A 21,000-nucleotide genomic window follows, 5' to 3' on the forward strand; every position below is an offset into this window, starting at 1 on the left:
CGAGTTTAATTGAGCGACAACGGAATACAAGAAATCGGTGGCGCATACACCGGAGCGTGAGCAGCCGCAAGGGTTTGGTTCGGCCGGAGTTCACCGCGACACGGCGACGGCCGAATTTCGCGAGTATCACCAACACCTCGGATAACTCGGGTTTAGGCTGTCCGCCGTGGTCGAACCCCAGCCCCCCGTCGCGCCCCACCCCGCTATCGCCCCGCTGGCGCCGCTGCTCGGCACCTGGCGCGGTGACGGGCAGGGCGAGTATCCGACCATCCAGCCTTTCGGATATTTGGAGGAAGTTCGGTTCGGCCACCTCGGCAGACCGTTCCTCACCTATCGGCAGCGCACCCGCGCCGCCGACGACGGACGCCCGCTGCACGCCGAAACCGGCTACCTGCGCTGCCCGAGCCCGGACCGGGTCGAGCTGATCCTGGCCCACCCCACCGGCATCACCGAAATCTGTGAAGGGTCATTGACGTTCGAGGACGGCGCGCTGCGGATGGAATTGGACTCGACCAGCATCGGCCGCAGCAGCACCGCGAAACTGGTCACCGCACTCGGCCGTTCGATCCGCCAAACCGGTGACACCATCGACTACACCCTGCGCATGGCCGCCGTAGGCGAACCCATGCAGCACCACCTGGCCGCCAGCCTCAAACGCGCCGACTGATCCGGACCCTCAGTCGCGCAAGGGATCCGGCCGCCACGGCAGTCCGGCGCCCGATCGCAGATAACCGGTTTCGAACAGTGAGATCACCATGGCCAGCAGGCTGAATGCCCGCGGATCGTCGTTGGCCCGCGCCATGAACGCGAATACCTCGATCTCGTTCTCCAGCGTGGTGCCGTACCCGGCCAGCACGTGCACCCAGTCGTGCTGGGCGAGCAGCGGCGGCGCGGAACCCGGCAGACCGGGCGTGACGAAGCCGCGATCGCGATAGAAGTCGGCGACGCCGCGCCCCAGCGTGCCGACCGGCAACTCCCACAGCGTCGCCCACCGCGCCGCGAGCTCCGGATCGTCGCCGACCTGACCCCACGAGGTATCGAGGGTGCCGGTGTGCAGCGCATGCAGCCGTTCGGCGCCGAGCCCGGCGAGGTAGCCGTTGCGGCTGAAATCGACCGCGGCCAGATCGACCGCGCCCGCCGCGTACTCCTGCGCGACCGCGATCATGTCGTCGTCGACGCCGAGCGCATCGGCGAATTCGCGGATCCTGGTGGCCACGGCCGCGGGCAGCGGGCGCACCACCAGCGCGGCCAGCAGCATCACCTGCACGACCCGTTCCCGGAAAATCCGGTTGCGCCTGGCCAATCCGGCAGCGAAGGCCGCGGGCTCGATCGGCCGCAGCGCGGCGAGCTCGATCCGGAATCCGGTCATGGACAGGAAAATGGCCGGAATCAGCAACTGCTGCAACGGCGTTAGTTCACCGCCCGCGCTCGCGGCCGCGGTCACCCCGCGCGCGACCAGCCGCGCCTCGACCGCGTCCGGCGGGGTGAGCAGTACGTCGTCCATCGGTCACACTCCATCGAAATCGCCTGTGCGGTACGGGCGCGAGCCCATTATTGATCCGAATCCCGCTGCACACGCGACGGTTTCGCCACGGGCGTACCCACATACCGCATCGAATGTGACCCATACCACTGCGTGGCGCGCGATGTGCCCTCGACCACTTCGGCTTGTTCGGCGCAAGTCGCCCGGTTTACCGTTCAACGGCAAGCTAATTTCCAGCAAATCTCACGGCGGGCCGTGGCGCTCAGCGCCGGGATCCTCCGCCGAACCCCTGAAGCAGTAGGGAGCCGGATATGAAGCGCTCGACCCTCATCCTCGCCTCCGCGGGCATGATCCTGGCCGGTGCGGCCGTCGTCCAGGTGCTCGGCGGCCCCGAGGCGAGCGCCGCCGTACCGATCCTCGACCCGCAGCACCTCCGGGTGGGCTTGTCGCTGTCCAACACCGAGACCGCCATGGTCGGTGCGAGCGCACTCACCGACGGCTTCGACGCCATCGTGCCCGGCAGCGCGGAAGGCATTGCGCTGCAACCGGACTCGCGAATACCGGCACAGGAGGGCAAGCTCATGGCAGGCACCGGCGCGGTGGCCGCCGAGGCCGCGAACCGCGGCGGCTACGTGAACATCTACGCCACCTACCCGGGCAACGCCGTCACCGCGGGCTATCCGCTGCTGATCGTCCAGCACTGGAACTGAACGTTCAGTACCCCGGCGGCAGCGCGGCCAACATATCGCGGGTCACCGCGACCGCGTGATCCGAACTGCCGCCCTTGACCAGCAATGTCGCGAAGGCCAGATCGCCGCGGTAGCCGACGAACCAGGAGTGCGATCCGCCCTCCACCTCGGCCTCCCCGGTCTTACCGAAGACCTCGCCCTGATCGGCGATCCGCTCCGCGGTACCGCCGACCACCACCAGCCGCATCATCGACCGCAGACCATCGACGATCTGCGGCGTCAGCCCCGGACGGTCACCGTCGACCGTGGTGGGGCGTCCCGCGATGAGATACGGAACCGGCGTCGACCCACGCGCGACGGTCGCCGCCATCAACGCCATACCGAACGGGCTCACCACCACCTTGCCCTGGCCGATACCGTCCTCGGTGCGCAGGGTCAGATCGTCGGCGCGCGGCACCGAGCCGCTGGCCGTCGGCAGCCCGTCGATCGAATAGTTCTGCACCACACCGAATTTCGCGGCCGCGGCGGGCAGCGCGTCGGGCGGCAGCTCGCTGGCCAGCTTGGCGAAGGCGGTGTTGCACGAGCGCTGATACGCCGTCGCCATCGGCACATCGCCGACGGTGAAGAGGTTGTAATTGGGAATCGTCCGCTCCCCGATGACGATTCGGCTCGGGCACGGCACCACGGTGTCCGGCATCGCCACGCCGGTGCTCATCGCCGCCGCCGCGGTCACCGTCTTGAACACCGAACCCGGCGGATACTGCCCGATGGTGGCCACCGGACCGTCGCGGTCGGCGGCCTGGTTCTGCGCGATGGCCAGGATCGCGCCGGTCGACGGGCGCAGCACCACCATCATGGCCTGGTCGTCGGGTCCGTCGACGGCCCGCTGCGCCGCGTTCTGCACATTGCGGTCGATGCTCAGCGAGAACGACGGCGCGGGCTGCGACGGCACCTCGGTGAGCACATCGGTGTCCACGCCGTCGGCGTTCAACGTGACGACGCTCCAGCCCGCCTTACCGTCGACCTCGTCGATCACCGTCTTGCGCACCTGCGCCAGCAAATCCGGGGCGAAATCCCGGTCGGTGGCGACCAGATCCCACTGCTGGGTCAGCGTCACCCCCGGCAGACCGATGAGATCCGTTGCGACATCGTTGTATTCGACCTCGTTGAGCAGTATGACGGTGTACCCGCCCTTGGCCGCCCGCGCGCCGTCGAGTATCGCGTCGGGGGTCAGCTTCGGATCGATACGCGCCAACCGGGCGGACAGCGCGGTGGCGACCGAGCCGGCGTCCGGCGCATCCGCCATATCGAAGGCGACGCGAGTTACCTTGCCCGGCACCAGCACATCGCTGCCGGACTGCTCGTTCACCCGGGCCCGCGGCGCCGGTTCGGTGCGCAGCGCCATGGTCTGGGTATCGCCGAGTTGCGGATGGATATCCGACGAGGACCACCGCACCACCCAGCGCCCGCCGGACTTCACCAGCTGCAATTGGCCGGTGTAATTCCAGACGCGATTCTTGGGCAGCTTCCAGGTGTAGGTGTAGTCGACGATGGCCGTGTCACCGGTGACCCTGGCCGCGCCGGTATGCGCGGACAGCTGTTCGGCCTGTAGCTTGTCCCACGCCGAACGCAGTGCGGCGCTTGCCTTTTCGGGTTGGTTGGTGAGCCGGGCCGCGGTGCTCACATCATGTCCGGCGAAGGCGGACACGAAGGCGTCCGCGGCGGGCGTCGGGCCCTGCGGGCCGCTCGCGCACCCCGCGGCGGGCACGGTCAACGCCGCGGCGGTCAGCACAACGGCGAATCTGCGTTTCGTCCGTATCGACATCGGGAGCGATGGTAATGGCCAATCGCGAGCAAACCCGGTGGGCACACCGGATCCGCTCGGCCGGAACGGCGTTCAGTCCAGCAACACCGTGGCGAAGGTGGCGATTTGCCGGAATCCGACGCGACCGTACGCGCGCCGGGCGATGGTGTTGTAATCGTTGACGTACAGGCTGGCGGTGCGGCCCGAGGCGACGACCGCATTCGCCACCGCCGCCGTGCCCGCGGTGCCGTGCCCGCGCCCGCGCCGATCCGGATGCACCCACACCCCTGGATCTGCCCGGTCCGCCGGGACAGCGAACCGATCTCGGCCTTGTACACCACCTCGCCGTCCTCGAAACGCGCCCAGGCCCGGCCGGATTCGATCAGGCTCGCGATCCGGCGGCGATAGCCGCGGCCGCCGTCGCCTGCCCGCGGATCGACGCCGACCTCCTCGATGAACATGGCGATGGCCGCGCAGAGGTATCGGTCCAATTCATCCGGCCGCACCCGGCGGACCTCCGCGTCCGGGGTGGCCAGCGGCGGCTGCGCGAGCGCGAGCAGCGGCTGCTCGCCGCGCACCTCGCGCTCCGGACCCCACCGGTGCGACAGCATCTCCCACAGCGGCAGCGCCAGCTCCTGCCTGCCGACCACCGACGAGCACACCCGCGGCCACCGCGCGGCCCGATCGGCGAAGGCGCGCAACGCATCGTGATCACCGCGCAGCGGCACCAGATTCGCGCCGGAGAAGCACAGCGACTCCGCCGGACCACCCCGGCTCCACAGCTCCCCTTGCCCGCCACGGCCGTCCAAACCGAATTCCTGCAACCGCGCCGCGACCATGCACGAGGCCACCGGGTCGGCATCCAGGACCCGCAGTACCTGTGCCAGATCCCGGTTCGCCAGCTGACGCGCCGGTGTGTATCTGGCCCGTCGCGTCGGCTCCAGCAGACTCCGCACACGCACAGCCTGCCACGAAAAACGCAAACGTGGTAAGTGCATGACGAAAGCCACCCCGCTATCTTCTGGGACAGCGGGGCGGCGCATCGTATTTCCGGTCAGCCGACGGTGACGACGGGGTCGCCCGCGCCCGCGGCATCGCCCATTTCCTCGGCGATCCGCATGGCCTCCTCGATCAGCGTCTCCACGATCTGATGTTCCGGCACGGTCTTGATGACCTGCCCCTTGACGAAGATCTGGCCCTTGCCGTTGCCGGAGGCCACACCGAGATCCGCCTCACGCGCCTCACCGGGACCGTTCACCACGCAGCCCATCACGGCGACGCGCAGCGGAACCTCCATACCCTCCAGGCCCGCGGTCACCTCGTTCGCCAGGGTGTACACGTCGACCTGTGCGCGACCGCACGACGGGCAGGACACGATCTCCAGCTTGCGCGGCCGCAGGTTCAGCGACTGCAGGATCTGCCCGCCCACCTTCACCTCTTCGGCGGGCGGCGCGGACAGCGACACCCGGATGGTGTCGCCGATGCCCTCGGACAGCAGCGCGCCGAACGCCACCGCCGATTTGATCGTGCCCTGGAATGCGGGCCCGGCCTCGGTGACACCGAGATGCAGCGGGTAATCGCAGCTCGCGGCCAGCTGCCGGTACGCCTCGACCATCACCACCGGATCGTTGTGTTTGACCGAGATCTTGATATCGCCGAAGCCGTGCTCCTCGAACAGGCTCGCCTCCCACAGCGCCGATTCGACCAGCGCCTCGGGGGTCGCCTTGCCGTACTTCTCCAGCATCCGCTTGTCCAGCGAACCGGCGTTCACCCCGATCCGGATCGGAATGCCCGCTGCCCCAGCCGCTTTCGCGACCTCTTTGACGCGGCCGTCGAATTCCTTGATGTTGCCCGGATTCACCCGCACCGCCGCGCAACCCGCGTCGATCGCGGCGAAGATGTAGCGGGGCTGGAAGTGGATGTCGGCGATCACCGGAATCTGCGATTTCTTCGCGATGGTCGCCAGCGCGTCGGCGTCCTCCTGTCGCGGGCAGGCGACGCGCACGATGTCACAGCCGGATGCGGTGAGCTCGGCGATCTGCTGCAGCGTCGCGTTCACGTCGTGGGTCTTGGTGGTGGTCATCGACTGCACGGAGATCGGGTGCTCACTGCCGACCCCGACATTGCCCACCATCAGCTGGCGGGTCTTGCGCCGGGGCGCCAGAACGGCCGCGGGTGCGGTCGGCATCCCCAATCCGATTGTGCTGGTCACGTTCGGCTGCCTACTTTCCTACGTTTTCGAGTGGGGCCGCTCGCCTACCGAGCTTAACCGCGTGCGGCAGGGGGCCACCTTGTGACGGCCATGACAGAGGGGCGGCAGTCAACTGTCCGCGACTGCCCGGGTCAGACTACCCGCGACTTATGGGAAAAGCTGGATCGGATTGACGATATCGGCGACCAAGGTCAATACCATGTACGCGCCGCCGATCACCACGAAGACATAGGTCACCGGCAGCAATTTCAGATAGTCGACCGGGCTGCCCGGTTGCTGTCCGCGCCAGCCGCGAATCGAGTTGCGCACCTTCTCGTAGAGCACCACCGCGATGTGGCCGCCGTCCAGCGGCAGCAGCGGCAGGATGTTGAACGCGCCGAGGAAGAAGTTCAGGCTGGCCAGCACCAGGATGAACAGATTCCACTTGCCGTGATCGGCCGTCTCGCCGCCGATCTTGCTCGCGCCGTAGACGCTGACCGGGGTCTCCGCATCGCGTTCACCGCCGGTGACCGCCGTGATCAGCGCGGAAACCTTGGACGGCAGCTGCGCCAGCGATTCGACGGTGCGCACCGCCATCTGGCCCGTGAAGGCGCCCGCGGCCGGAATCGCCGCCAGCACATTGTATTTCAGCGGCTCGTAGTATTCCTGGCCGACGCCGACGGCGCCCACCTCGCGGGCCGGGCCGTTCTTGTCCGCGTAGCGGGCGACCCGCTGCGGGGTGACCTGGATGTCCAATGTCTTGCCGTCACGATCGACGGTGTAGCTGAACGGGCCGGTCTGCTTCTGGGTCTCGGCCTGGAACTCCTTCCAGGTGCTCACCTTCACACCGGCGACGGCGTGCACGACATCGCCGCGCTGTAGACCCGCCTGCTGGGCCGGGCCGGGGCCGGTGCACGGCAGCAGCTCGAGGTTCGCCGGGTTCTGGTCGGCGGTGCAGCTCATCGCGCCGATGGTGGTGGCGGGCGGTTGATCGAAGCGCGGCAGCCCCCAGCCGACGGCGAGCACGACGATCAGCACATAGCCGAGCACGAAGTTCATCGCGATGCCGCCGACCATGACGACCAGGCGCTTCCAGGTGGCCTGCCGGTACATGGCCCGGTCCAGATCCTCCGGGTCCAGTTCGTCGAGCGCGGTCATGCCCGCGATATCGCAGAATCCGCCGAACGGCAGCGCCTTGATGCCGTACTCGGTCTCCCCGCGCCGGAACGACCAGATCCGCGGCCCGAAACCGATGAAGTAGCGCCTGACCTTCATACCCGTCGCCTGGGCCGCCCACATGTGCCCGCATTCGTGCAGCGCGATCGATAACGTGATCCCGAGGGCGAACAACACGAACCCCAACGCGAACACCATTAGCTCTACAGCCCTCCTGCTGTGTCTGACCCGCGACAGCACACGCGCGTCCGGTAGGCCGCGGGCACCTCGACCACAGTAACCGGACCCGGATCGACGCCGCGCCTTCAGTCTGACAGGCGATGGTCGCGCCGCGCGTCCGGTCCCCGGCGATCAGGCGGCGACACGCTGTCTGGCGAATTCACGCGCCCACGCGTCGGCGGCGAGCACCTCGTCGAGCGATTCGGGTTCGGCCCGCCACCGGTCGGCGGCGTCCACCGCCGCGGCGACGGTGCGGACGATATCCGGGAAGCGAATCGCGCCGTCCAGGAATGCCTGCACCGCGATCTCGTTCGCGGCGTTGTAGACCGCGGTCACGCTGCCGCCGGCCTGCCCGGCCCGGCGCGCCAGCTCGACCGCCGGGAACACCGCATTGTCCAGCGGTTCGAATTCCCAGGTGGACGCGGTGCCGAAATCACAGGCGGCGGCCGCGCCGGGCACCCGGTCCGGCCAGCCGAGGGCCAGCGCGATCGGCAGCCGCATATCCGGCGGGCTGGCCTGGGCCAGGGTGGAACCATCGGTGAAGGTGACCATCGAGTGCACGATCGACTGCGGGTGCACGGTGACATCGATGCGGTCGTACGGAATGCCGAACAGCAGATGCGTCTCGATCAGCTCCAGCCCCTTGTTCACCAGGGATGCCGAATTCAGCGTATTCATCAGGCCCATCGACCAGGTCGGATGCGCCTTGGCCTCGTCCGGGTTCACCGATTCCAGCATTTCGGTGGTCCAGCCGCGGAACGGGCCGCCGGAGGCGGTGAGCACCAGGCGCGCCACCTCGTCGGCGCGGCCGCCGCGCAGGCACTGCGCCAACGCCGAATGTTCCGAATCCACCGGGACGATCTGGCCGGGGGCGGCCGCGCGGGTCACCAGTGAACCGCCCGCCACCAGAGATTCCTTGTTGGCCAAGGCAAGTCGGGTGCCCGATCGCAGAGTCGCCAGGGTCGGTTCCAGGCCGAGCGAACCGACCAGCGCGTTCAGCACGACATCGGCCTCGGTGCGGCGCACCAGCTCGGTGACCGCGCCGGGACCGCTCAGCGCGACGCCGAGCCGGGCGCCCGCGGCCGGGTCGGCGACCGCGACGTTGCGCACCCCGGTGGCCGCCATCTGGGCGGCGAGCAGTTCGGTATTGCCGCCGCGCGCGGCCAAGCCGACCACGCGGAACCGGTCGGGGTTGGCGGCGATCACGTCGAGCGCTTGGGTACCGATGGAACCGGTGCTGCCCAGCAGCAGGACTCTCACGATGTCGGACACCCGCTCATTGTGGCCGACGCGGAAACCCCCGGAGACCGCCCCTGCTGGCTACGACGGACGGTCGTATGCCACGATTGATCTCAACCGGCGCCTGGCGCCCGAAACCGACAAGACCTAAGGAGCGATCGTGGCCTCCACGGATATCGAACCCGCCAACAACGAGCGCGCGGTCGTCACCCACGTGGATACCGCCGAGGTGCCCTCCGCGGAATGGGGTTGGAGCGGTGAATCCCGCCGGACCTTCCGCACCGCCGGCTGGATCGTCGCGATCATCCTGCTGTGCATGCTGATCGGTAACCAGAAGGGTCACGTCGAGGATATCTACCTCGTCGGCATCGCGGCCGCCATCGCGGTCGTCCTGATCCGCGACTCGATCCTGCGCCGCAAGCCCCGCTAACTCAGCGCAAACCAGAACCCAACGACCGGAACCGCTTTCCCGCGCCGCGGCGCGAAAACGGTTCCGGTCGTGTGTTTTCCGGGCGCGGGCTGCAGTAATGTGCTGCGCGGCAAGACCACACCACATCAGCTGTGAGGGGATACATGCGCAAGTCTTTGTCCGCAGCATTACTGACCGCCACCGCCGTCGGCACCCTGGCCACGCTGCCCGCCGCACCGGCCCAGGCGCAGTCGGCCGCGTGCGGCCAGGCCATCGACGCGATCAATGCCGCCGTCGCCGCCGCGAGCGGCAACCTGACCCCGGATATCGGTAAGACGCTATCGATCAAACTGCTCGCCATCGATGCCAGCGGCGCCGACCGGGACGCGATAGCCGCGTACGCGAAGGCCCTCACCGACGAGGACGCCAGCGCCGATATGACCGGGGCGACCAACGCGTTCAACGCCGCCTGCGCGAGCTGAGCCACAACCGGAACCCGTTCGGATCCAAGCTTTTCCGGTCGCCACCCGCGCGCCCGTCACCCGACACCACCGCAGAGGGAATTCATGCGTAAACTTCTGTCCGCCGCGCTGCCCGCCATCGCCGCGGGCACGCTGCTGACGCTACCGGCCGCTCCGGCGCAGGCGCAGACCGCCGCGTGTGAGATGGCGAGCGAGGTGATCCGCTCGGCCTTCATCGCCGCGCCGGACCACCGGCTCGATCGCGACGCCCAGCGGGCGCTCACCACCAAACTGCAATCCATCTTCGCGCGGGATGCCGAGCGGGATGCGATCGATGCGTTCGTCCAGGCGGTGAACGGCGGCGACGATCTGGATCAGGCGTACGCGACGTTCACCAGTACCTGCAAGGCCTGAATCGGCCGGGCCCGCTGCCGAATTCGGTATTCGGCGGCGGGCCTTGGCATTTCGGATGTCATCGGCCGCGGCGGCGCTGCTGCCCCTTCGCCGGTGTGCGCTTGGCCGGCGCCTTCCTACTTTTCGGCTCGGCCTGCTTCTTCGTAACAGGTTGCGGTGCCGCATTTTTCGAGCGTGAGCTGCGCTCCGAGCGGCCGCGCACGACGCCGATGAAATCCTCCACCTGCTCGGTGGTGTGGTCGGTGAGCCAGGCCAGCGCGACCTCGGTGCCGGGCAGGTCGGTGACGGTGCGGTAGATCAGGTCGCGGCGGTGGTGCAGCCGGGCGATCGAATGCGGGACGATCGCGAAACCGCCTATGGCGGCGACCATTTCGAGGGTTCCGGCGGCCGCGTCGACGGATTCGACATCCTGGCGGTCCTCATCGGACAGATCGGTCAGCGCGATCTCGTCGAACAGGGAGATCGGATGATCCTTCTGGACGACAGCGACCGGCAGCTCATGATAGAGCGGGATCGCGCTCAGGCCCGTACGGTCGATCGGCAGCCGGACGAAGCACATGTCGACCCGGCCTTCACGCAGCGCCTGCTCCTGGTCCGCCGCGGCGAGCTGGACCAGCTCCAGCGGAATCTCCGGGTAGCGCTCGGCCCAGATCCGACTCCACTTCGCGACGGTGACGCCCGGCACGTACCCGATCCGCAGCGTAACCGGCTCCGGCTCCGGCTCTTCCGCCGCTCGGGCAATGAATTCCTTTGCCTCACCGAGCAATTCGCGTCCATCATCGGTGAGTCGAGTGGGTTGGGCGCCCGGCACGAACAGCTTCGTACCCAGCTCGTTCTCCAACTCGATGACGGTGTTGCTCAACCGCTGCCGCGAGATGCGCAGCGCCTTCGCCGCCCGCGCGAAATGCAGTTCCTCCGCGACGGCGACGAACCAGCGCAGGCGCGTCACATCGATCGACTCCAACCGGCTCATTCATCGAAGCGTATTGCACGGAGTGTGCCGGGAACGCCCAGGCACCAGCCGCAGCGCAATCCCACTGCCCTCCACCCGGCCGCGCATCGAAGGGTGCGGCCAGGCCGGTGAGCCCTTCGACGGCCCGGACCGACCTTCGGGAGCACCGCGCCGACGACCGCGCTGACCTATGTAGACGCCAGGTCGTCGGGAAGTACGCGGAAGGCCTTGTGGTCGGTAAGCGGGGTGAGCGCCCGGAAATCACGTCGATCGATCGTGAGGATCGCATCTGTTTCGTAGTCGGCCGCCAACGTCACGTTGACGGCGTCGGCCAGGTCGAGCCGAAGCTTCGGATACAACCGGCGAATCAGGTTGGCTTGATCGAGGACATCGGGCGTAATCGCCGCGATCGCGAAGCGTGTTGTGCGCGCCTGCGTAGCCAGATCCTCGATCATCTCCACGGCGATCCGGTGACCGAGCGCTCTGCGCCCGACATGATCGAGTTCCGCGAGCACCATGGGCGACAGGACGATCAGACCTGCCTGCTCGAGCACATGAAATGCGCGGGCACTGTCCGGTGACGCCGTATCGAATGCCGCGATCAGGCCCGACGTATCCGCGATGACGATGCCCAACTCATCCGGGGCCACCGTCATGAACGCTCCGGGTTGTCACCGAAATCCTTACCGAGATACTCGTCTACCCGTTCGGCGAGGGTCGGGTCACCGCTGGAGAATCGCCTGAGACGCAACGGCTCGGATTGGCGACGCACCCGGAGAGCCGCCAAATGTATTGCGTTACGGATAATTTCGGCCTCGCTGATATTCCGCCGCGCGGCCGCCTCCTTGATCGCGGCCAAGTCGTCGGCGTCGGCGTAAACCATCGTGCGCTTCAGAGCCATATGTGTATTGTGACATATATTCCACATGCCTGCCGAGGCTGCTCGACAGATGACCTCGGCCGTGCGCGGCCGCGCCGACGGCGCCTACTAGGCTGTTGCGGTGACCGTGGAGAAGAAACCGCAGACCATGAAGCCGCTGACGGCGGCGAACAAGCTCGGCATCTATCTTCCGGCGGCGCCCGAGGAATTCCGGAACGCGTCGATCACCCGCGCCCAACTCGACGAGCTGCGGACCAATCCGCCCGAATGGCTGCGCGAGCTGCGCCGCACCGGGCCCTTCCCGCGCGATATCGTCGCGCGCAAACTCGGCGTATCCAATAGCGGCCTGGCCCGCGCCCAGGTCTCCGATGCGCTGACCGCCGACGAGATCGCCGCCCTGCTCGCCGACCCGCCGGAGTGGCTCGTCCGGGAACGCGAAAGCTACGCGGCGGTGCTGAAGGAAAACGAGCGCGTCAAGGAGAAGACCGCCGAGCGCCGCACCACCACCAACCGCCCGGCCAAGAGCTACTGACACCGGTCGCGGCGTCCACAGGACGATTTCACCGCCCGGCGGAGGTGCGGAAGATGGGCCAGCACACCTCGGTGCGCCATTGCGCCAGGTCGTCGGTATCGCGTTGGCCGACAAGGTAATACTCGCGGATGGGGCCGTCGACGGCGAGGGCGTGGCGGGCCACGTAGTCGGCGAGGCTGCCGTAGGCGCGGTCCACTTCGGCCGGGTCGCCTCGATGGGTGATGACGGCGAGTTCGGCCGCGGGCACGGTCAGCGCGGTGACCCGGCCCATCGGGCGGATCCGGGCGGAGCACGGGACGAAGATGGTGACCTGGCCGCAGTGGTGGGTGAAGACCTCGTCGGCGAAGATGCCACCCGCCGGGCCGTCGACCGAAAGTCGTTGTGCGGTAATGGTCGCGTACAGCTCGCCGAGCGCGCCCTGCAACCAGGCGGCGGAGTCCTCGACGTCGATCACCTCGACGATGGCGGCGGCCTCGGCCCGCGGCTGGCTGCGTAGCTCGATGCCCTCCGCCGCGGGTGCGGCCGGTTCGAGCAGGTCGCGCAGCGAGTCGACGGCGCGGCGGGTGCGGTCCAGTTCGTCCTCCAGCCGGGCCAGATGTTTGGTGATCAACTCGTTGCGGGTGGCCAGGTCCGGGGCGGCGAGCACAGCCTGGACGTCGTCCAATGGCATATCCAGGTCGCGGAACCGGCGGATGACCCGAGCCGTCGGCAACTGGTCGGTGGTGTAGCGCCGGTAGCCGGTGTGCGGATCGACATCCGCGGGTTCGAGCAACCCGATCTGGTGATAGTGCCGCAGCGTCTTCACCGTCAGATGGGTCGCGCGGGAGAAATCCCCGATGGACAGGTACGCGATCATGCCCACATTCTGCTGGCTCCCCTACGGGAGAGTTCGGTGCGGTATCGGCCTTGACTCTGCGGTGACGGCACCGCCGAACCTTTCTGCAGCGGCCGAAAACGGCCGAGTCAGAAAGGAATTCCCAGCATGACCGAAACCGCACTCGATCTCGACCGAATCGTCGCCCGCTATGTCGAGGTGTGGAACGAGCCCGACGCGGGCGCCCGTCGCGAGCTGATCGAGCAGTTGTGGACGCCCGACGGCGTCGAATTCGTCGACGGCGGCGTCCAATTCCGCGGCTACGCCGAGCTCACGGACCGGGTCACCGAGGCCTATCTCCAGTTCGTCGCCACCGGTGATTTCACCGTCGTGGGTGCGGGCGACGTCACGGTGCACGACGACATCGTGACGTTCACATCGCAGCTGGTCGCCAACGGGGACGCCGCATGGGCCGCCCGCGTCTTTCTGCTGCTCGACGATGACGGCCGCATCCGGGAGGACTACCACATCACCACGCTCCCGCTGCCGCCCGCGTAAGTAGCGACGGTCACACTTCCGCACCCAGCCGCTCCGGGTCTATGCTCCAAAAATCGGAGTCGACTCCGATTAGAAGTTCGACACTCACAAGGGAGTTGAGTTTCATGTCTGACCTCGGAGCGCGCCGGTGGTGGGCCGTCGGCGCACTCGTACTCGCCTCGCTCGTCATCGGATTCGACGTGACGATCCTGAACCTGGCCCTACCGGCCATGGCGGAGGATCTGCATGCCACCACCTCCGACCTGCAGTGGTTCATCACCGCGTACACGCTGGTCTTCGCGGCGGGCATGATCCCGTCCGGCATGCTCGGCGACCGCTTCGGGCGCAAACGGGTGCTGCTCACCGCGCTGGTGATCTTCGGCGCGGCATCGATCGCCGCCGCGTACTCCGATTCACCCGGCACCTTCATCGCGTCCCGCGTGCTGCTCGGACTCGGCGCGGCGGCGCTGATGCCGACCATCCTCGCGCTGCTGCCGGTGATGTTCGCGGAGGAGGAACGGCAGAAGGCGATCGGCGCCGTCGCGGGCGCGGCGATGCTCGCCTTCCCGATCGGGCCGATCCTCGGTGGGCTGCTGCTGGACCACTTCTGGTGGGGCTCGGTATTTCTCATCAATGTGCCCGTGGTGATCCTCGCGTTGCTCGCCGTCGCCATGTGGCTGCCGGAATCGCGCTCGGAGACGGCGAAGCGCATCGATTACCTCGGCATCGCGCTGTCCAGCGGCGCGCTCGCCGCACTGACCTACGGCGTGATCCAGGCGGGCGAAAGTGGTTGGGGCGCAACGAAAACGTACTGGCCGCTGATCGGCGGCGCGGTGGCGCTGGCGCTATTCGTGCTGTGGGAGAACCGAATCGATGATCCCATCGTCGATCTTTCGCTGTTCCGCACCGGAGGTTTCAGCGCGGGCACCGTGCTGGGCACCGTGGTGAACTTCACCATGTTCGGCGTGCTGTTCGCGATGCCGCAGTACTACCAGGCGATCCTCGGCACCGATGCGATGGGCAGCGGGCTGCGGCTGCTGCCCATGGTGATCGGCATGCTTTTCGGGTTGTCGAGTGCGGAGAAGCTGGCCGCGGCGATCGGCCAGAAGGCCGCGGTCGGCCTCGGCTTCGCGCTGCTGGCCGGTGGGCTCTGCGTCGGCACGCTGATGGATGTACACAGCGGCACCGGATTCGCCGCGATCTGGACCGCCGTCTACGGCCTCGGACTCGGCCTCGCCCTGCCGACCGCGATGAACGCGGCGCTCGGCGCACTCTCGGCGAATAACGCGGGCGTCGGGTCCGGCGTCAACCAGTCCATCAGGACCATCGGCGGCAGCTTCGGCGCCGCCATACTCGGCTCGCTGCTCAACTCCGCCTACCGCGACCGGCTCGACCTGGCCGGTGTACCGGATGCGGCGGCACACGCGGTGCGGGAGAGCGTATTCGGCGGGCTGTCGGTGGCCAGGGCGATCAATTCGCCCGCGCTCGCCGATACGGTGAGCGGCGCGTTCGTGCACGGGCTGACCACGATCCTGCTGGTCTCCGGCGGGCTCGGCATCCTCGGCACCGCACTTGCCGTGCTGTTGCTGCCGCGCCGGGTTGGTCCGGCGCCGGACCGGATCGCACAATCGGAGCATGAGCAGCCAGCCGTCTGACGATATGCCCCCGGCCCAGGGTCTGCGGGAACGCAAAAAGGCGCGGACCAAGGCCGCGATCCAGCGGGAGGCGGTGCGACTGTTCCGCGAACAGGGTTACGGCGCGACAACCGTCGAACAGGTCGCGGCCGCGGCCGAGGTCGCGCCCAGCACCGTCTTCCGCTACTTCCCGACGAAACAGGATCTGGTCATCGACAGCGACTACGACCACGTCTTCGAGGTGATGATGCGTGGCCAGTCGCCCGACCTGTCGCCGAATCAGGCCGAGCACAAGGCGATTCACGACATACTCGCCGAGATGACCGACGAGGAGCTCGCGGTGCAACGCGACCGGCTCGTCCTCATCCTCTCGGTGCCCGAACTGTGGGGCGCCAGCCTCGGCAGCGTCCGGAAATCCATGGCCGTCATAGCGGAACAGGCCGCGAAGCGACGCGGCGGCGACCCCGCCGACCCGCGCATCCGCGCCTACAGCGGCGCCGCCTTCGGCATCATGCTGATGGTCGGCCTCGACTGGACCCAGAACCCGGAGATGGACTTCGCCTCCGCATTGGAGCAGGCCCTCACCCACCTGCCCGAACTCGACACCTGACAAGCCTGCGGCGATGTCAGGCGTACCTCCGCATTCGCTCCGCCCGTGCGCGGGTCTGTGGAAGACTTCGTCGACTGCGTGCATTAGGGTCGCGGCATGACCGCCGGATCTCAGGCGTTGCGGATCGGCATCCTGGGTGCCGCACGCATCGCGCCCGCCGCACTGATTCGTCCCGCCGCGAGCAATGCCGAGGTGGTTGTCGCCGGGGTTGCGGCGCGGGATCGGGGGCGGGCGCGGGATTTCGCGAAAAAGCACGGTATTGCCCAGGTTTACGACGATTATCGGGCGTTGGTCGAGGCGCCCGATATCGACGCGATCTACAACCCGCTGCCGAACGGGTTGCATGGGAGGTGGACGCGGGCGGCGCTGGCGGCCGGGAAACATGTGCTGTGCGAGAAGCCGTTCACCGCCAACGCGGCCGAGGCGCGGGAAATCGCGCAGGTGGCAAGCGATTCCGGGTTGGTCGTAATGGAGGCCTTCCACTACCGGTACCACCCGCTGACGCTGGCGGCCGAAAAGGTCATCGCCTCAGGGGAATTGGGAAAGCTGATCAGGGTGGAGACCGCCCTGTGCTTCCCACTGCCGAAGTTCTCCGATATCCGCTACAACTACGGGCTGGCGGGCGGAGCCCTGATGGACGCCGGCTGCTACGCGGTGCATATGGCCCGGTTGTTCGGCGGCGAGACACCGGAGGTGGTTTCGGCGCGAGTACGGTTGCGCGACCCGCGGATCGACCGGGCGATGTCGGCCGAACTGCGGTTTCCCGCAGGACATTCCGGCCGGATCCGGTGCTCGATGTGGTCGCGGGATCTGCTCCGGATCGGCGCGCGGATCGTGGGCGAACACGGACAGATGCGGGTGGTCAATCCCGTTGCGCCGCAATTGTTCCACTGGCTGTCGGTGCGCTCCGAACAAGGTTCGCGGGTGGAACGTTTCACCCGCAGGCCCACCTACGCCTTCCAGCTGGACGCATTCGCCGACGCGGTGCTGCGCGGGCGGCCGGTCCGCACAACACCCGAGGACGCGATACTGAATATGACCGTGATCGACGCGATCTACCAGGCGGCCGGGCTGCCGCTGCGCGAGCCGAGCTGACACCTCGCCGGGGTGGCCCGGCGAGGTGACCCGTCAAACCAGAACGCCGACACCGGGAATCGCGTCGAGCAACTGCTTCGTGTAGCTGTCCGCCGGATCGTTCAGCACGGTGTCGACCGGGCCCTGTTCGACGACCCGTCCTTCGCGCATCACCAGGACCTCGTGCGCCAGCGCGCGCACGACGGCGAGGTCGTGCGAGATGAACAGGTAGCTCAACCCGAGCTGATCCTGCAGCGAGGACAGCAGCGCCAGAATCTGTTCCTGTACAAGAACATCCAGCGCCGAGACCGGTTCGTCGCAGACCACCAGGCGCGGCTCCACCGCAAGCGCTCGCGCGATCGCGACGCGCTGGCGCTGACCGCCGGACAGCTCGTTCGGATACCGGTGCGCCAACGCCGCCGAGAGCGCGACCTGATCCAGCAGTTCGGCGACCCGCTTGCGGCGGCTGTCCCGATCGCCGACACCGAAGGCGCGCAACGGTTCCGCGATCAACCGCTCGACGGTCCACATGGGATCCAGCGAGGCGTACGGATCCTGGAACACCGGCTGCATGGCCCGCCGCGCCGCCCGCAGCCGGTCACCGGTCAGCCCGATCACCTCGGTGCCGTCCAGCAGGATCTTGCCGGAGGTGGCGGGCACCAGCCCGAGAATCATTCGGGCCGTTGTGGTTTTGCCGGAACCGGATTCGCCGACGATCGCGGTGGTGCGGCCGCGGCCGATGGTGAACGTGACATCGTCCACCGCGCGCAGCACCCCGCCGCGGCCCCGGATCCGGTACTCCTTGGTCACATTCGTGACTTCCAGGATCGGCGTCGGCTTGTCGGCCTGCTGCGCCTTCTTGGGACCGGCCTTGCGTCCCGACTTCTTCTTGCCGTTGCCCGCCTGCTGCTTCGCGGTGCCGGAATCCGCTGCGGCACCGTTCGATTCGGCCCGGCGGCCCGGTCCCGAATGCGCGGGCGCGGCAGCCACCAATCGCTTGGTGTACTCCTCCTGCGGATCGGTGAGCACCGCGCGCGCCGGACCGGTTTCCACGACGCGGCCGTCCGACATCACCACCACCCGGTCCGCCCGTTCGGCGGCGAGGCCGAGATCGTGCGTCACCAGAAGCAGTGCGGTGCCGAGCTCCTTCGTCAACTCCTCGAGATGGTCGAGGATCTGCCGCTGCACGGTCACGTCGAGTGCCGAGGTCGGCTCGTCGGCGATGAGCAGGTCTGGGCGGCAGGCCAATCCGATGGCGATCAGCACGCGCTGGCGCATGCCACCGGAGAATTCGTGCGGATACTGTTTGGCCCGCCGCGCCGGATCCGGCAGCCCGGCCTGGCCGAGCAGTTCGATGGTCCGGTCCTTCGCCGTGCGGCGATCGCAAATCCGGTGGGCCAAAAGGGTTTCCGACACCTGCGTACCGACCCGCGACACCGGGTTCAGGTTCGACATCGGATCCTGTGGCACCAAACCGATTTCCCGGCCGCGCAGCTGGCGCAGCCGCTTCTCCCCGACCGCGGTGATGTCCTCGCCGCGCCAGCGCACGGAACCGCCGGTGATCCGGCCCGATCCGGGCAGCAGGCCCATAATGGCGTGCGCCATGGTCGATTTCCCGGATCCGGAGGCGCCGACCACCGCGACCCGCTCGCCCGGCGCGATCACCAGATCGGCGCCGCGCACGGCCGAGACATTGCCGAAGGACACCTGGAGATCGCGGATCTCCAAAAGAGGCTCACTCATGACCGAACCTTTCAGCGACTGGTCTTCGGGTCGAGCGCGTCCCGCAGGGCGTCGCCGAACAGGTTGAATCCCAAGCAGATCAGTGCGAGCGCCACACCGGGGAAGATACCCGGCCACGGCGTGCGCAGCAGGTACTGCTGGGCGTCGGACAGCATGATGCCGAGGCTGGGCGCGGGCGGTTTGATGCCGAGCCCGAGGAAGGACAGGATCGCCTCGCCGATGATCGCCGTCGGCATGATGACGGTGGCCTGCACGATGATCGGCGCGAGCGCGTTCGGCAGGACGTGTTCGCCGAGAATGCGCCACGACGGTACGTGCATGGTGCGTGCGGCCATGACGAAGTCGGTCTCCTTGAGCCGCAACGTTTCCGCGCGCACCACCCGCATCATCACCGGCACCTGCGCGATGCCGAGCGCGAGCGCGGCGTCGGTGAGCCCGCCGCCGTTGATCGCGGTCAGCGCCACCGCGATGATGATCGCCGGAAAGGCGAGCAGCACGTCGGACACCCGCGAGAGCACGGTGTCCAGCCAGCGCCAGTACCCGGCGAGCAGACCTAGCGGCACGCCGATGACCACCGCGAACAGCACCGAGAGCGCGCCGACCTCCAGCGAGGCCCTGGTGCCGTGGAACACCCTGGAGAGGATGTCGCGGCCCAGATCGTCGGTGCCCAAGGCGAATCCTTCGGTTCCCGGGCGCTGGAACGGGGTGGAGAAGTGCACCGCGGCCGGTGCGTACGGCGCGAGCAGCGGGGCGAATACGCCGACGAACACGACGATCAGCAGCAGTACCGCGCCGATCATGCCGAGCGGGTTGTGCCACAGCAGGCGCAGGATCCGGCGGCGGTCCGCGATCGGCGGGACCGGGGTCTCGGCCGCCTTCGTCGCCGCGGCATCGGCCTCGGCCACGATCGGATCCGTCGCGACCTCAACGGAACTCGCCTCGGCGGCGGATTCGCCGCCGTTGGTGGCCTTCGCCTTGGCGGCGGACTCGCCCGCCGCGGCAACGGATTCCGGCCCGGCAGCCGAATCCGCCTCCGCGAGGTCCGCTTTCGCCGTGGTCTCCGCCTCGGCAGCAGTGGATTCCGCCCTCACCGCGGAACCCGCCGCATCCGTTTCGGCCACGGTGTCCTTCTTCTTCGGAGTCTTGGGGTCCTCGGGAACTTTCGGGTCTTCGACCAGAGTCATCGTGCCCTCCCGGACACTCGAACGCGCGGGTCGATCACCGTGTAGAGCACGTCGACCAGCAGGTTGATCACGATGTATGACGTGGTGATCACCAGGATGACCGCCTGGATCACCGGATAGTCGCGGCTGAACACCGAATCCAGGGTCAGTTTGCCGATGCCGGGCAGGCTGAAGATGCGTTCGGTGACCACCGCGCCCGCGATGAGCAGGCCCAATTGCACGCCGACGATGGTGGTCACCACGATGAGGCTGTTGCGCAGCCCGTAGCGGAAGATCACCGCGCCGCGGCCGAGCCCCTTGGCGCGGGCGGTGCGCACGAAGTCGGCGGTGAGCGTTTCCACCATCGACGAGCGGGTCTGCCGTTGGATCACCGCGGCGTGGGTGATGCCGAGGATCACCGCGGGCAGGGTGAGGAAGTAGATGCCGCGCACCGGATCGTGCAGCGGCGAAACATATCCCGAGGCCGGGAACCAGCCGAGCTGCACGGACAGGTAGAGCACGCCGAGGATGCCGAGCCAGAACGTCGGCACCGAAAGGGCCAGCAGCGAAACGCCGTTGGCGGCCCATTCCGGCCAGCGCCCCCGGTAGACGGCGGCGACGACACCGCCGATGACACCGACCAGGATCGCGACCAGCATGGCGTAGACCGCCAGCTGGACGGTGACCGGCAGGGTCTGCCCGATCATGTTGCGCACCGGCGTCCCCGTCCGGATTGACCGGCCGAAATCGCCTGTCAGCGCGTGCTTTACGAACTCCCAGTACTGGATCGGCAGCGGCCGGTCCAAACCGAGCTTCTCGCGCATGGCGTCGATGGCCGCCTGGTCGCCCTGCTCACCGGCCATCACGCGGGCCGGGTCGCCGGGTAGGGCGCGCACGCCGAGGAATACCACGATGGATGCGATGACCAGCGTCACCGCGGATTGCCACAAACGGTGGAACAAGTACTGCAACAACG

General features: G+C 67.9%; 22 protein-coding genes and 1 pseudogene. 10 read left to right on the forward strand and 13 right to left on the reverse strand.

The features are described 5' to 3' along the window. The first annotated feature begins 166 nt into the window (after positions 1-166). Positions 167-667, forward strand: a complete 501-nt coding sequence (locus F5544_RS33480) for a peroxynitrite isomerase (RefSeq protein WP_167476880.1) — start codon at positions 167-169, stop codon at positions 665-667. Between the two features lie 9 nt (positions 668-676). On the opposite strand, the gene F5544_RS33485 is transcribed toward F5544_RS33480, so the two are convergent. Next, positions 677-1,504, reverse strand: coding sequence for a hypothetical protein (locus F5544_RS33485; protein ID WP_167476881.1), 828 nt, complete (start codon positions 1,502-1,504; stop codon positions 677-679). Positions 1,505-1,794: 290 nt separating this feature from the next. Here F5544_RS33485 and F5544_RS33490 point away from each other — a divergent pair, with 290 nt between their 5' ends. After that, positions 1,795-2,193 (forward strand): hypothetical protein, encoded by a 399-nt coding sequence (locus tag F5544_RS33490; RefSeq protein ID WP_167476882.1) that lies wholly within the window; start codon positions 1,795-1,797, stop codon positions 2,191-2,193. 4 nt (positions 2,194-2,197) lie between these two features. On the opposite strand, the gene F5544_RS33495 is transcribed toward F5544_RS33490, so the two are convergent. From F5544_RS33495 to dxr, 5 genes and pseudogenes are all read right to left on the reverse strand, one after another. Then, the gene (locus F5544_RS33495; RefSeq protein WP_167476883.1) at positions 2,198-3,997 is read right to left on the reverse strand and encodes a penicillin-binding transpeptidase domain-containing protein; all 1,800 of its coding nucleotides are present in this window, start codon (positions 3,995-3,997) and stop codon (positions 2,198-2,200) included. A gap of 72 nt (positions 3,998-4,069) precedes the next feature. Further along, a pseudogene (locus F5544_RS33500) lies at positions 4,070-4,932 on the reverse strand (GNAT family N-acetyltransferase). Between the two features lie 98 nt (positions 4,933-5,030). After that, the gene (gene ispG / locus F5544_RS33505) at positions 5,031-6,188 is read right to left on the reverse strand and encodes a flavodoxin-dependent (E)-4-hydroxy-3-methylbut-2-enyl-diphosphate synthase (RefSeq protein ID WP_167476884.1); all 1,158 of its coding nucleotides are present in this window, start codon (positions 6,186-6,188) and stop codon (positions 5,031-5,033) included. 147 nt (positions 6,189-6,335) lie between these two features. After that, a complete protein-coding gene (locus tag F5544_RS33510) occupies positions 6,336-7,541 on the reverse strand; it encodes a M50 family metallopeptidase (protein WP_167476885.1) in 1,206 nt (401 codons plus the stop codon). 153 nt (positions 7,542-7,694) lie between these two features. Continuing rightward, positions 7,695-8,834, reverse strand: a complete 1,140-nt coding sequence (gene dxr, locus F5544_RS33515) for a 1-deoxy-D-xylulose-5-phosphate reductoisomerase (RefSeq protein WP_167476886.1) — start codon at positions 8,832-8,834, stop codon at positions 7,695-7,697. 127 nt (positions 8,835-8,961) lie between these two features. Here dxr and F5544_RS33520 point away from each other — a divergent pair, with 127 nt between their 5' ends. The 3 genes from F5544_RS33520 to F5544_RS33530 all read left to right on the forward strand — a co-directional run bounded on the left by F5544_RS33520 (position 8,962) and on the right by F5544_RS33530 (position 10,085). Further along, positions 8,962-9,231 carry a DUF2631 domain-containing protein gene (locus F5544_RS33520; protein ID WP_167476887.1) on the forward strand — a complete coding sequence of 90 codons (270 nt, stop codon included), beginning with the start codon at positions 8,962-8,964 and terminating at the stop codon, positions 9,229-9,231. 143 nt (positions 9,232-9,374) lie between these two features. Then, positions 9,375-9,692, forward strand: coding sequence for a hypothetical protein (locus F5544_RS33525; protein WP_167476888.1), 318 nt, complete (start codon positions 9,375-9,377; stop codon positions 9,690-9,692). Between the two features lie 84 nt (positions 9,693-9,776). After that, on the forward strand, positions 9,777-10,085 hold the full coding sequence (locus tag F5544_RS33530; protein WP_167476889.1) for a hypothetical protein: 309 nt from the start codon (positions 9,777-9,779) through the stop codon (positions 10,083-10,085). A gap of 58 nt (positions 10,086-10,143) precedes the next feature. Here the strand turns inward: F5544_RS33530 and F5544_RS33535 are convergent, their stop codons facing one another. The 3 genes from F5544_RS33535 to F5544_RS33545 form a co-directional block, all read right to left on the reverse strand. Beyond that, positions 10,144-11,058 (reverse strand): LysR family transcriptional regulator, encoded by a 915-nt coding sequence (locus F5544_RS33535; RefSeq protein WP_167476890.1) that lies wholly within the window; start codon positions 11,056-11,058, stop codon positions 10,144-10,146. Between the two features lie 167 nt (positions 11,059-11,225). Then, complete coding sequence (locus tag F5544_RS33540; protein WP_203217408.1) at positions 11,226-11,693, reverse strand: PIN domain-containing protein; 468 nt, start codon at positions 11,691-11,693, stop codon at positions 11,226-11,228. Further along, positions 11,690-11,938 (reverse strand): CopG family transcriptional regulator, encoded by a 249-nt coding sequence (locus F5544_RS33545; protein ID WP_167476891.1) that lies wholly within the window; start codon positions 11,936-11,938, stop codon positions 11,690-11,692. Before F5544_RS33545 ends, F5544_RS33540 begins: the two co-directional genes overlap by 4 nt. A 100-nt stretch (positions 11,939-12,038) precedes the next feature. Between F5544_RS33545 and F5544_RS33550 the strand changes: the two genes are divergently transcribed. Further along, entirely contained in the window at positions 12,039-12,449 is a 411-nt protein-coding gene (locus F5544_RS33550; RefSeq protein WP_167476892.1) for a DUF5997 family protein, read from the forward strand. A 28-nt stretch (positions 12,450-12,477) separates the two neighbouring features. Here the strand turns inward: F5544_RS33550 and F5544_RS33555 are convergent, their stop codons facing one another. Continuing rightward, complete coding sequence (locus F5544_RS33555) at positions 12,478-13,305, reverse strand: MerR family transcriptional regulator (RefSeq protein WP_167476893.1); 828 nt, start codon at positions 13,303-13,305, stop codon at positions 12,478-12,480. Between the two features lie 126 nt (positions 13,306-13,431). Between F5544_RS33555 and F5544_RS33560 the strand changes: the two genes are divergently transcribed. The 4 genes from F5544_RS33560 to F5544_RS33575 all read left to right on the forward strand — a co-directional run bounded on the left by F5544_RS33560 (position 13,432) and on the right by F5544_RS33575 (position 17,139). Beyond that, positions 13,432-13,821, forward strand: coding sequence for a hypothetical protein (locus F5544_RS33560; RefSeq protein WP_167476894.1), 390 nt, complete (start codon positions 13,432-13,434; stop codon positions 13,819-13,821). 104 nt (positions 13,822-13,925) lie between these two features. Beyond that, on the forward strand, positions 13,926-15,455 hold the full coding sequence (locus F5544_RS33565) for an MFS transporter (protein WP_167476895.1): 1,530 nt from the start codon (positions 13,926-13,928) through the stop codon (positions 15,453-15,455). Next, positions 15,436-16,044: a TetR family transcriptional regulator gene (locus F5544_RS33570; RefSeq protein WP_167476896.1), complete on the forward strand. Its 609-nt coding sequence runs from the start codon at positions 15,436-15,438 to the stop codon at positions 16,042-16,044. Before F5544_RS33565 ends, F5544_RS33570 begins: the two co-directional genes overlap by 20 nt. A 96-nt stretch (positions 16,045-16,140) precedes the next feature. Further along, on the forward strand, positions 16,141-17,139 hold the full coding sequence (locus F5544_RS33575; RefSeq protein ID WP_167476897.1) for a Gfo/Idh/MocA family protein: 999 nt from the start codon (positions 16,141-16,143) through the stop codon (positions 17,137-17,139). Positions 17,140-17,172: 33 nt separating this feature from the next. Here F5544_RS33575 and F5544_RS33580 read toward each other — a convergent pair whose 3' ends face one another. From F5544_RS33580 to F5544_RS33590, 3 genes are read right to left on the reverse strand one after another with little or no spacing between them, the layout of a single operon-like run. Continuing rightward, complete coding sequence (locus tag F5544_RS33580) at positions 17,173-18,861, reverse strand: ABC transporter ATP-binding protein (protein ID WP_167476898.1); 1,689 nt, start codon at positions 18,859-18,861, stop codon at positions 17,173-17,175. Positions 18,862-18,872: 11 nt separating this feature from the next. Further along, positions 18,873-20,045 (reverse strand): ABC transporter permease, encoded by a 1,173-nt coding sequence (locus tag F5544_RS33585; RefSeq protein ID WP_167476899.1) that lies wholly within the window; start codon positions 20,043-20,045, stop codon positions 18,873-18,875. Next, positions 20,042-20,998 carry an ABC transporter permease gene (locus tag F5544_RS33590; protein ID WP_167476900.1) on the reverse strand — a complete coding sequence of 319 codons (957 nt, stop codon included), beginning with the start codon at positions 20,996-20,998 and terminating at the stop codon, positions 20,042-20,044. The genes F5544_RS33585 and F5544_RS33590 overlap by 4 nt, the downstream gene beginning before the upstream one ends. Positions 20,999-21,000: the final 2 nt, after the last annotated feature.

The organism is Nocardia arthritidis (genome assembly GCF_011801145.1).
In the GTDB taxonomy this organism is placed as follows: domain Bacteria; phylum Actinomycetota; class Actinomycetes; order Mycobacteriales; family Mycobacteriaceae; genus Nocardia; species Nocardia arthritidis_A.

Excerpts from the sequence above, each read along its gene's own strand:
- F5544_RS33485 (WP_167476881.1), bottom strand. The coding sequence starts at position 1,504 with ATGGACGACGTACTGCTCACCCCGCCGGACGCGGTCGAGGCGCGGCTG.
- F5544_RS33490 (WP_167476882.1), top strand. The coding sequence starts at position 1,795 with ATGAAGCGCTCGACCCTCATCCTCGCCTCCGCGGGCATGATCCTGGCC.
- F5544_RS33495 (WP_167476883.1), bottom strand. The coding sequence starts at position 3,997 with ATGTCGATACGGACGAAACGCAGATTCGCCGTTGTGCTGACCGCCGCG.
- F5544_RS33510 (WP_167476885.1), bottom strand. The coding sequence starts at position 7,541 with ATGGTGTTCGCGTTGGGGTTCGTGTTGTTCGCCCTCGGGATCACGTTA.
- F5544_RS33525 (WP_167476888.1), top strand. The coding sequence starts at position 9,375 with ATGCGCAAGTCTTTGTCCGCAGCATTACTGACCGCCACCGCCGTCGGC.
- F5544_RS33530 (WP_167476889.1), top strand. The coding sequence starts at position 9,777 with ATGCGTAAACTTCTGTCCGCCGCGCTGCCCGCCATCGCCGCGGGCACG.
- F5544_RS33535 (WP_167476890.1), bottom strand. The coding sequence starts at position 11,058 with ATGAGCCGGTTGGAGTCGATCGATGTGACGCGCCTGCGCTGGTTCGTC.
- F5544_RS33540 (WP_203217408.1), bottom strand. The coding sequence starts at position 11,693 with ATGACGGTGGCCCCGGATGAGTTGGGCATCGTCATCGCGGATACGTCG.
- F5544_RS33545 (WP_167476891.1), bottom strand. The coding sequence starts at position 11,938 with ATGGCTCTGAAGCGCACGATGGTTTACGCCGACGCCGACGACTTGGCC.
- F5544_RS33555 (WP_167476893.1), bottom strand. The coding sequence starts at position 13,305 with ATGATCGCGTACCTGTCCATCGGGGATTTCTCCCGCGCGACCCATCTG.
- F5544_RS33560 (WP_167476894.1), top strand. The coding sequence starts at position 13,432 with ATGACCGAAACCGCACTCGATCTCGACCGAATCGTCGCCCGCTATGTC.
- F5544_RS33565 (WP_167476895.1), top strand. The coding sequence starts at position 13,926 with ATGTCTGACCTCGGAGCGCGCCGGTGGTGGGCCGTCGGCGCACTCGTA.
- F5544_RS33570 (WP_167476896.1), top strand. The coding sequence starts at position 15,436 with ATGAGCAGCCAGCCGTCTGACGATATGCCCCCGGCCCAGGGTCTGCGG.
- F5544_RS33575 (WP_167476897.1), top strand. The coding sequence starts at position 16,141 with ATGACCGCCGGATCTCAGGCGTTGCGGATCGGCATCCTGGGTGCCGCA.
- F5544_RS33580 (WP_167476898.1), bottom strand. The coding sequence starts at position 18,861 with ATGAGTGAGCCTCTTTTGGAGATCCGCGATCTCCAGGTGTCCTTCGGC.
- F5544_RS33585 (WP_167476899.1), bottom strand. The coding sequence starts at position 20,045 with ATGACTCTGGTCGAAGACCCGAAAGTTCCCGAGGACCCCAAGACTCCG.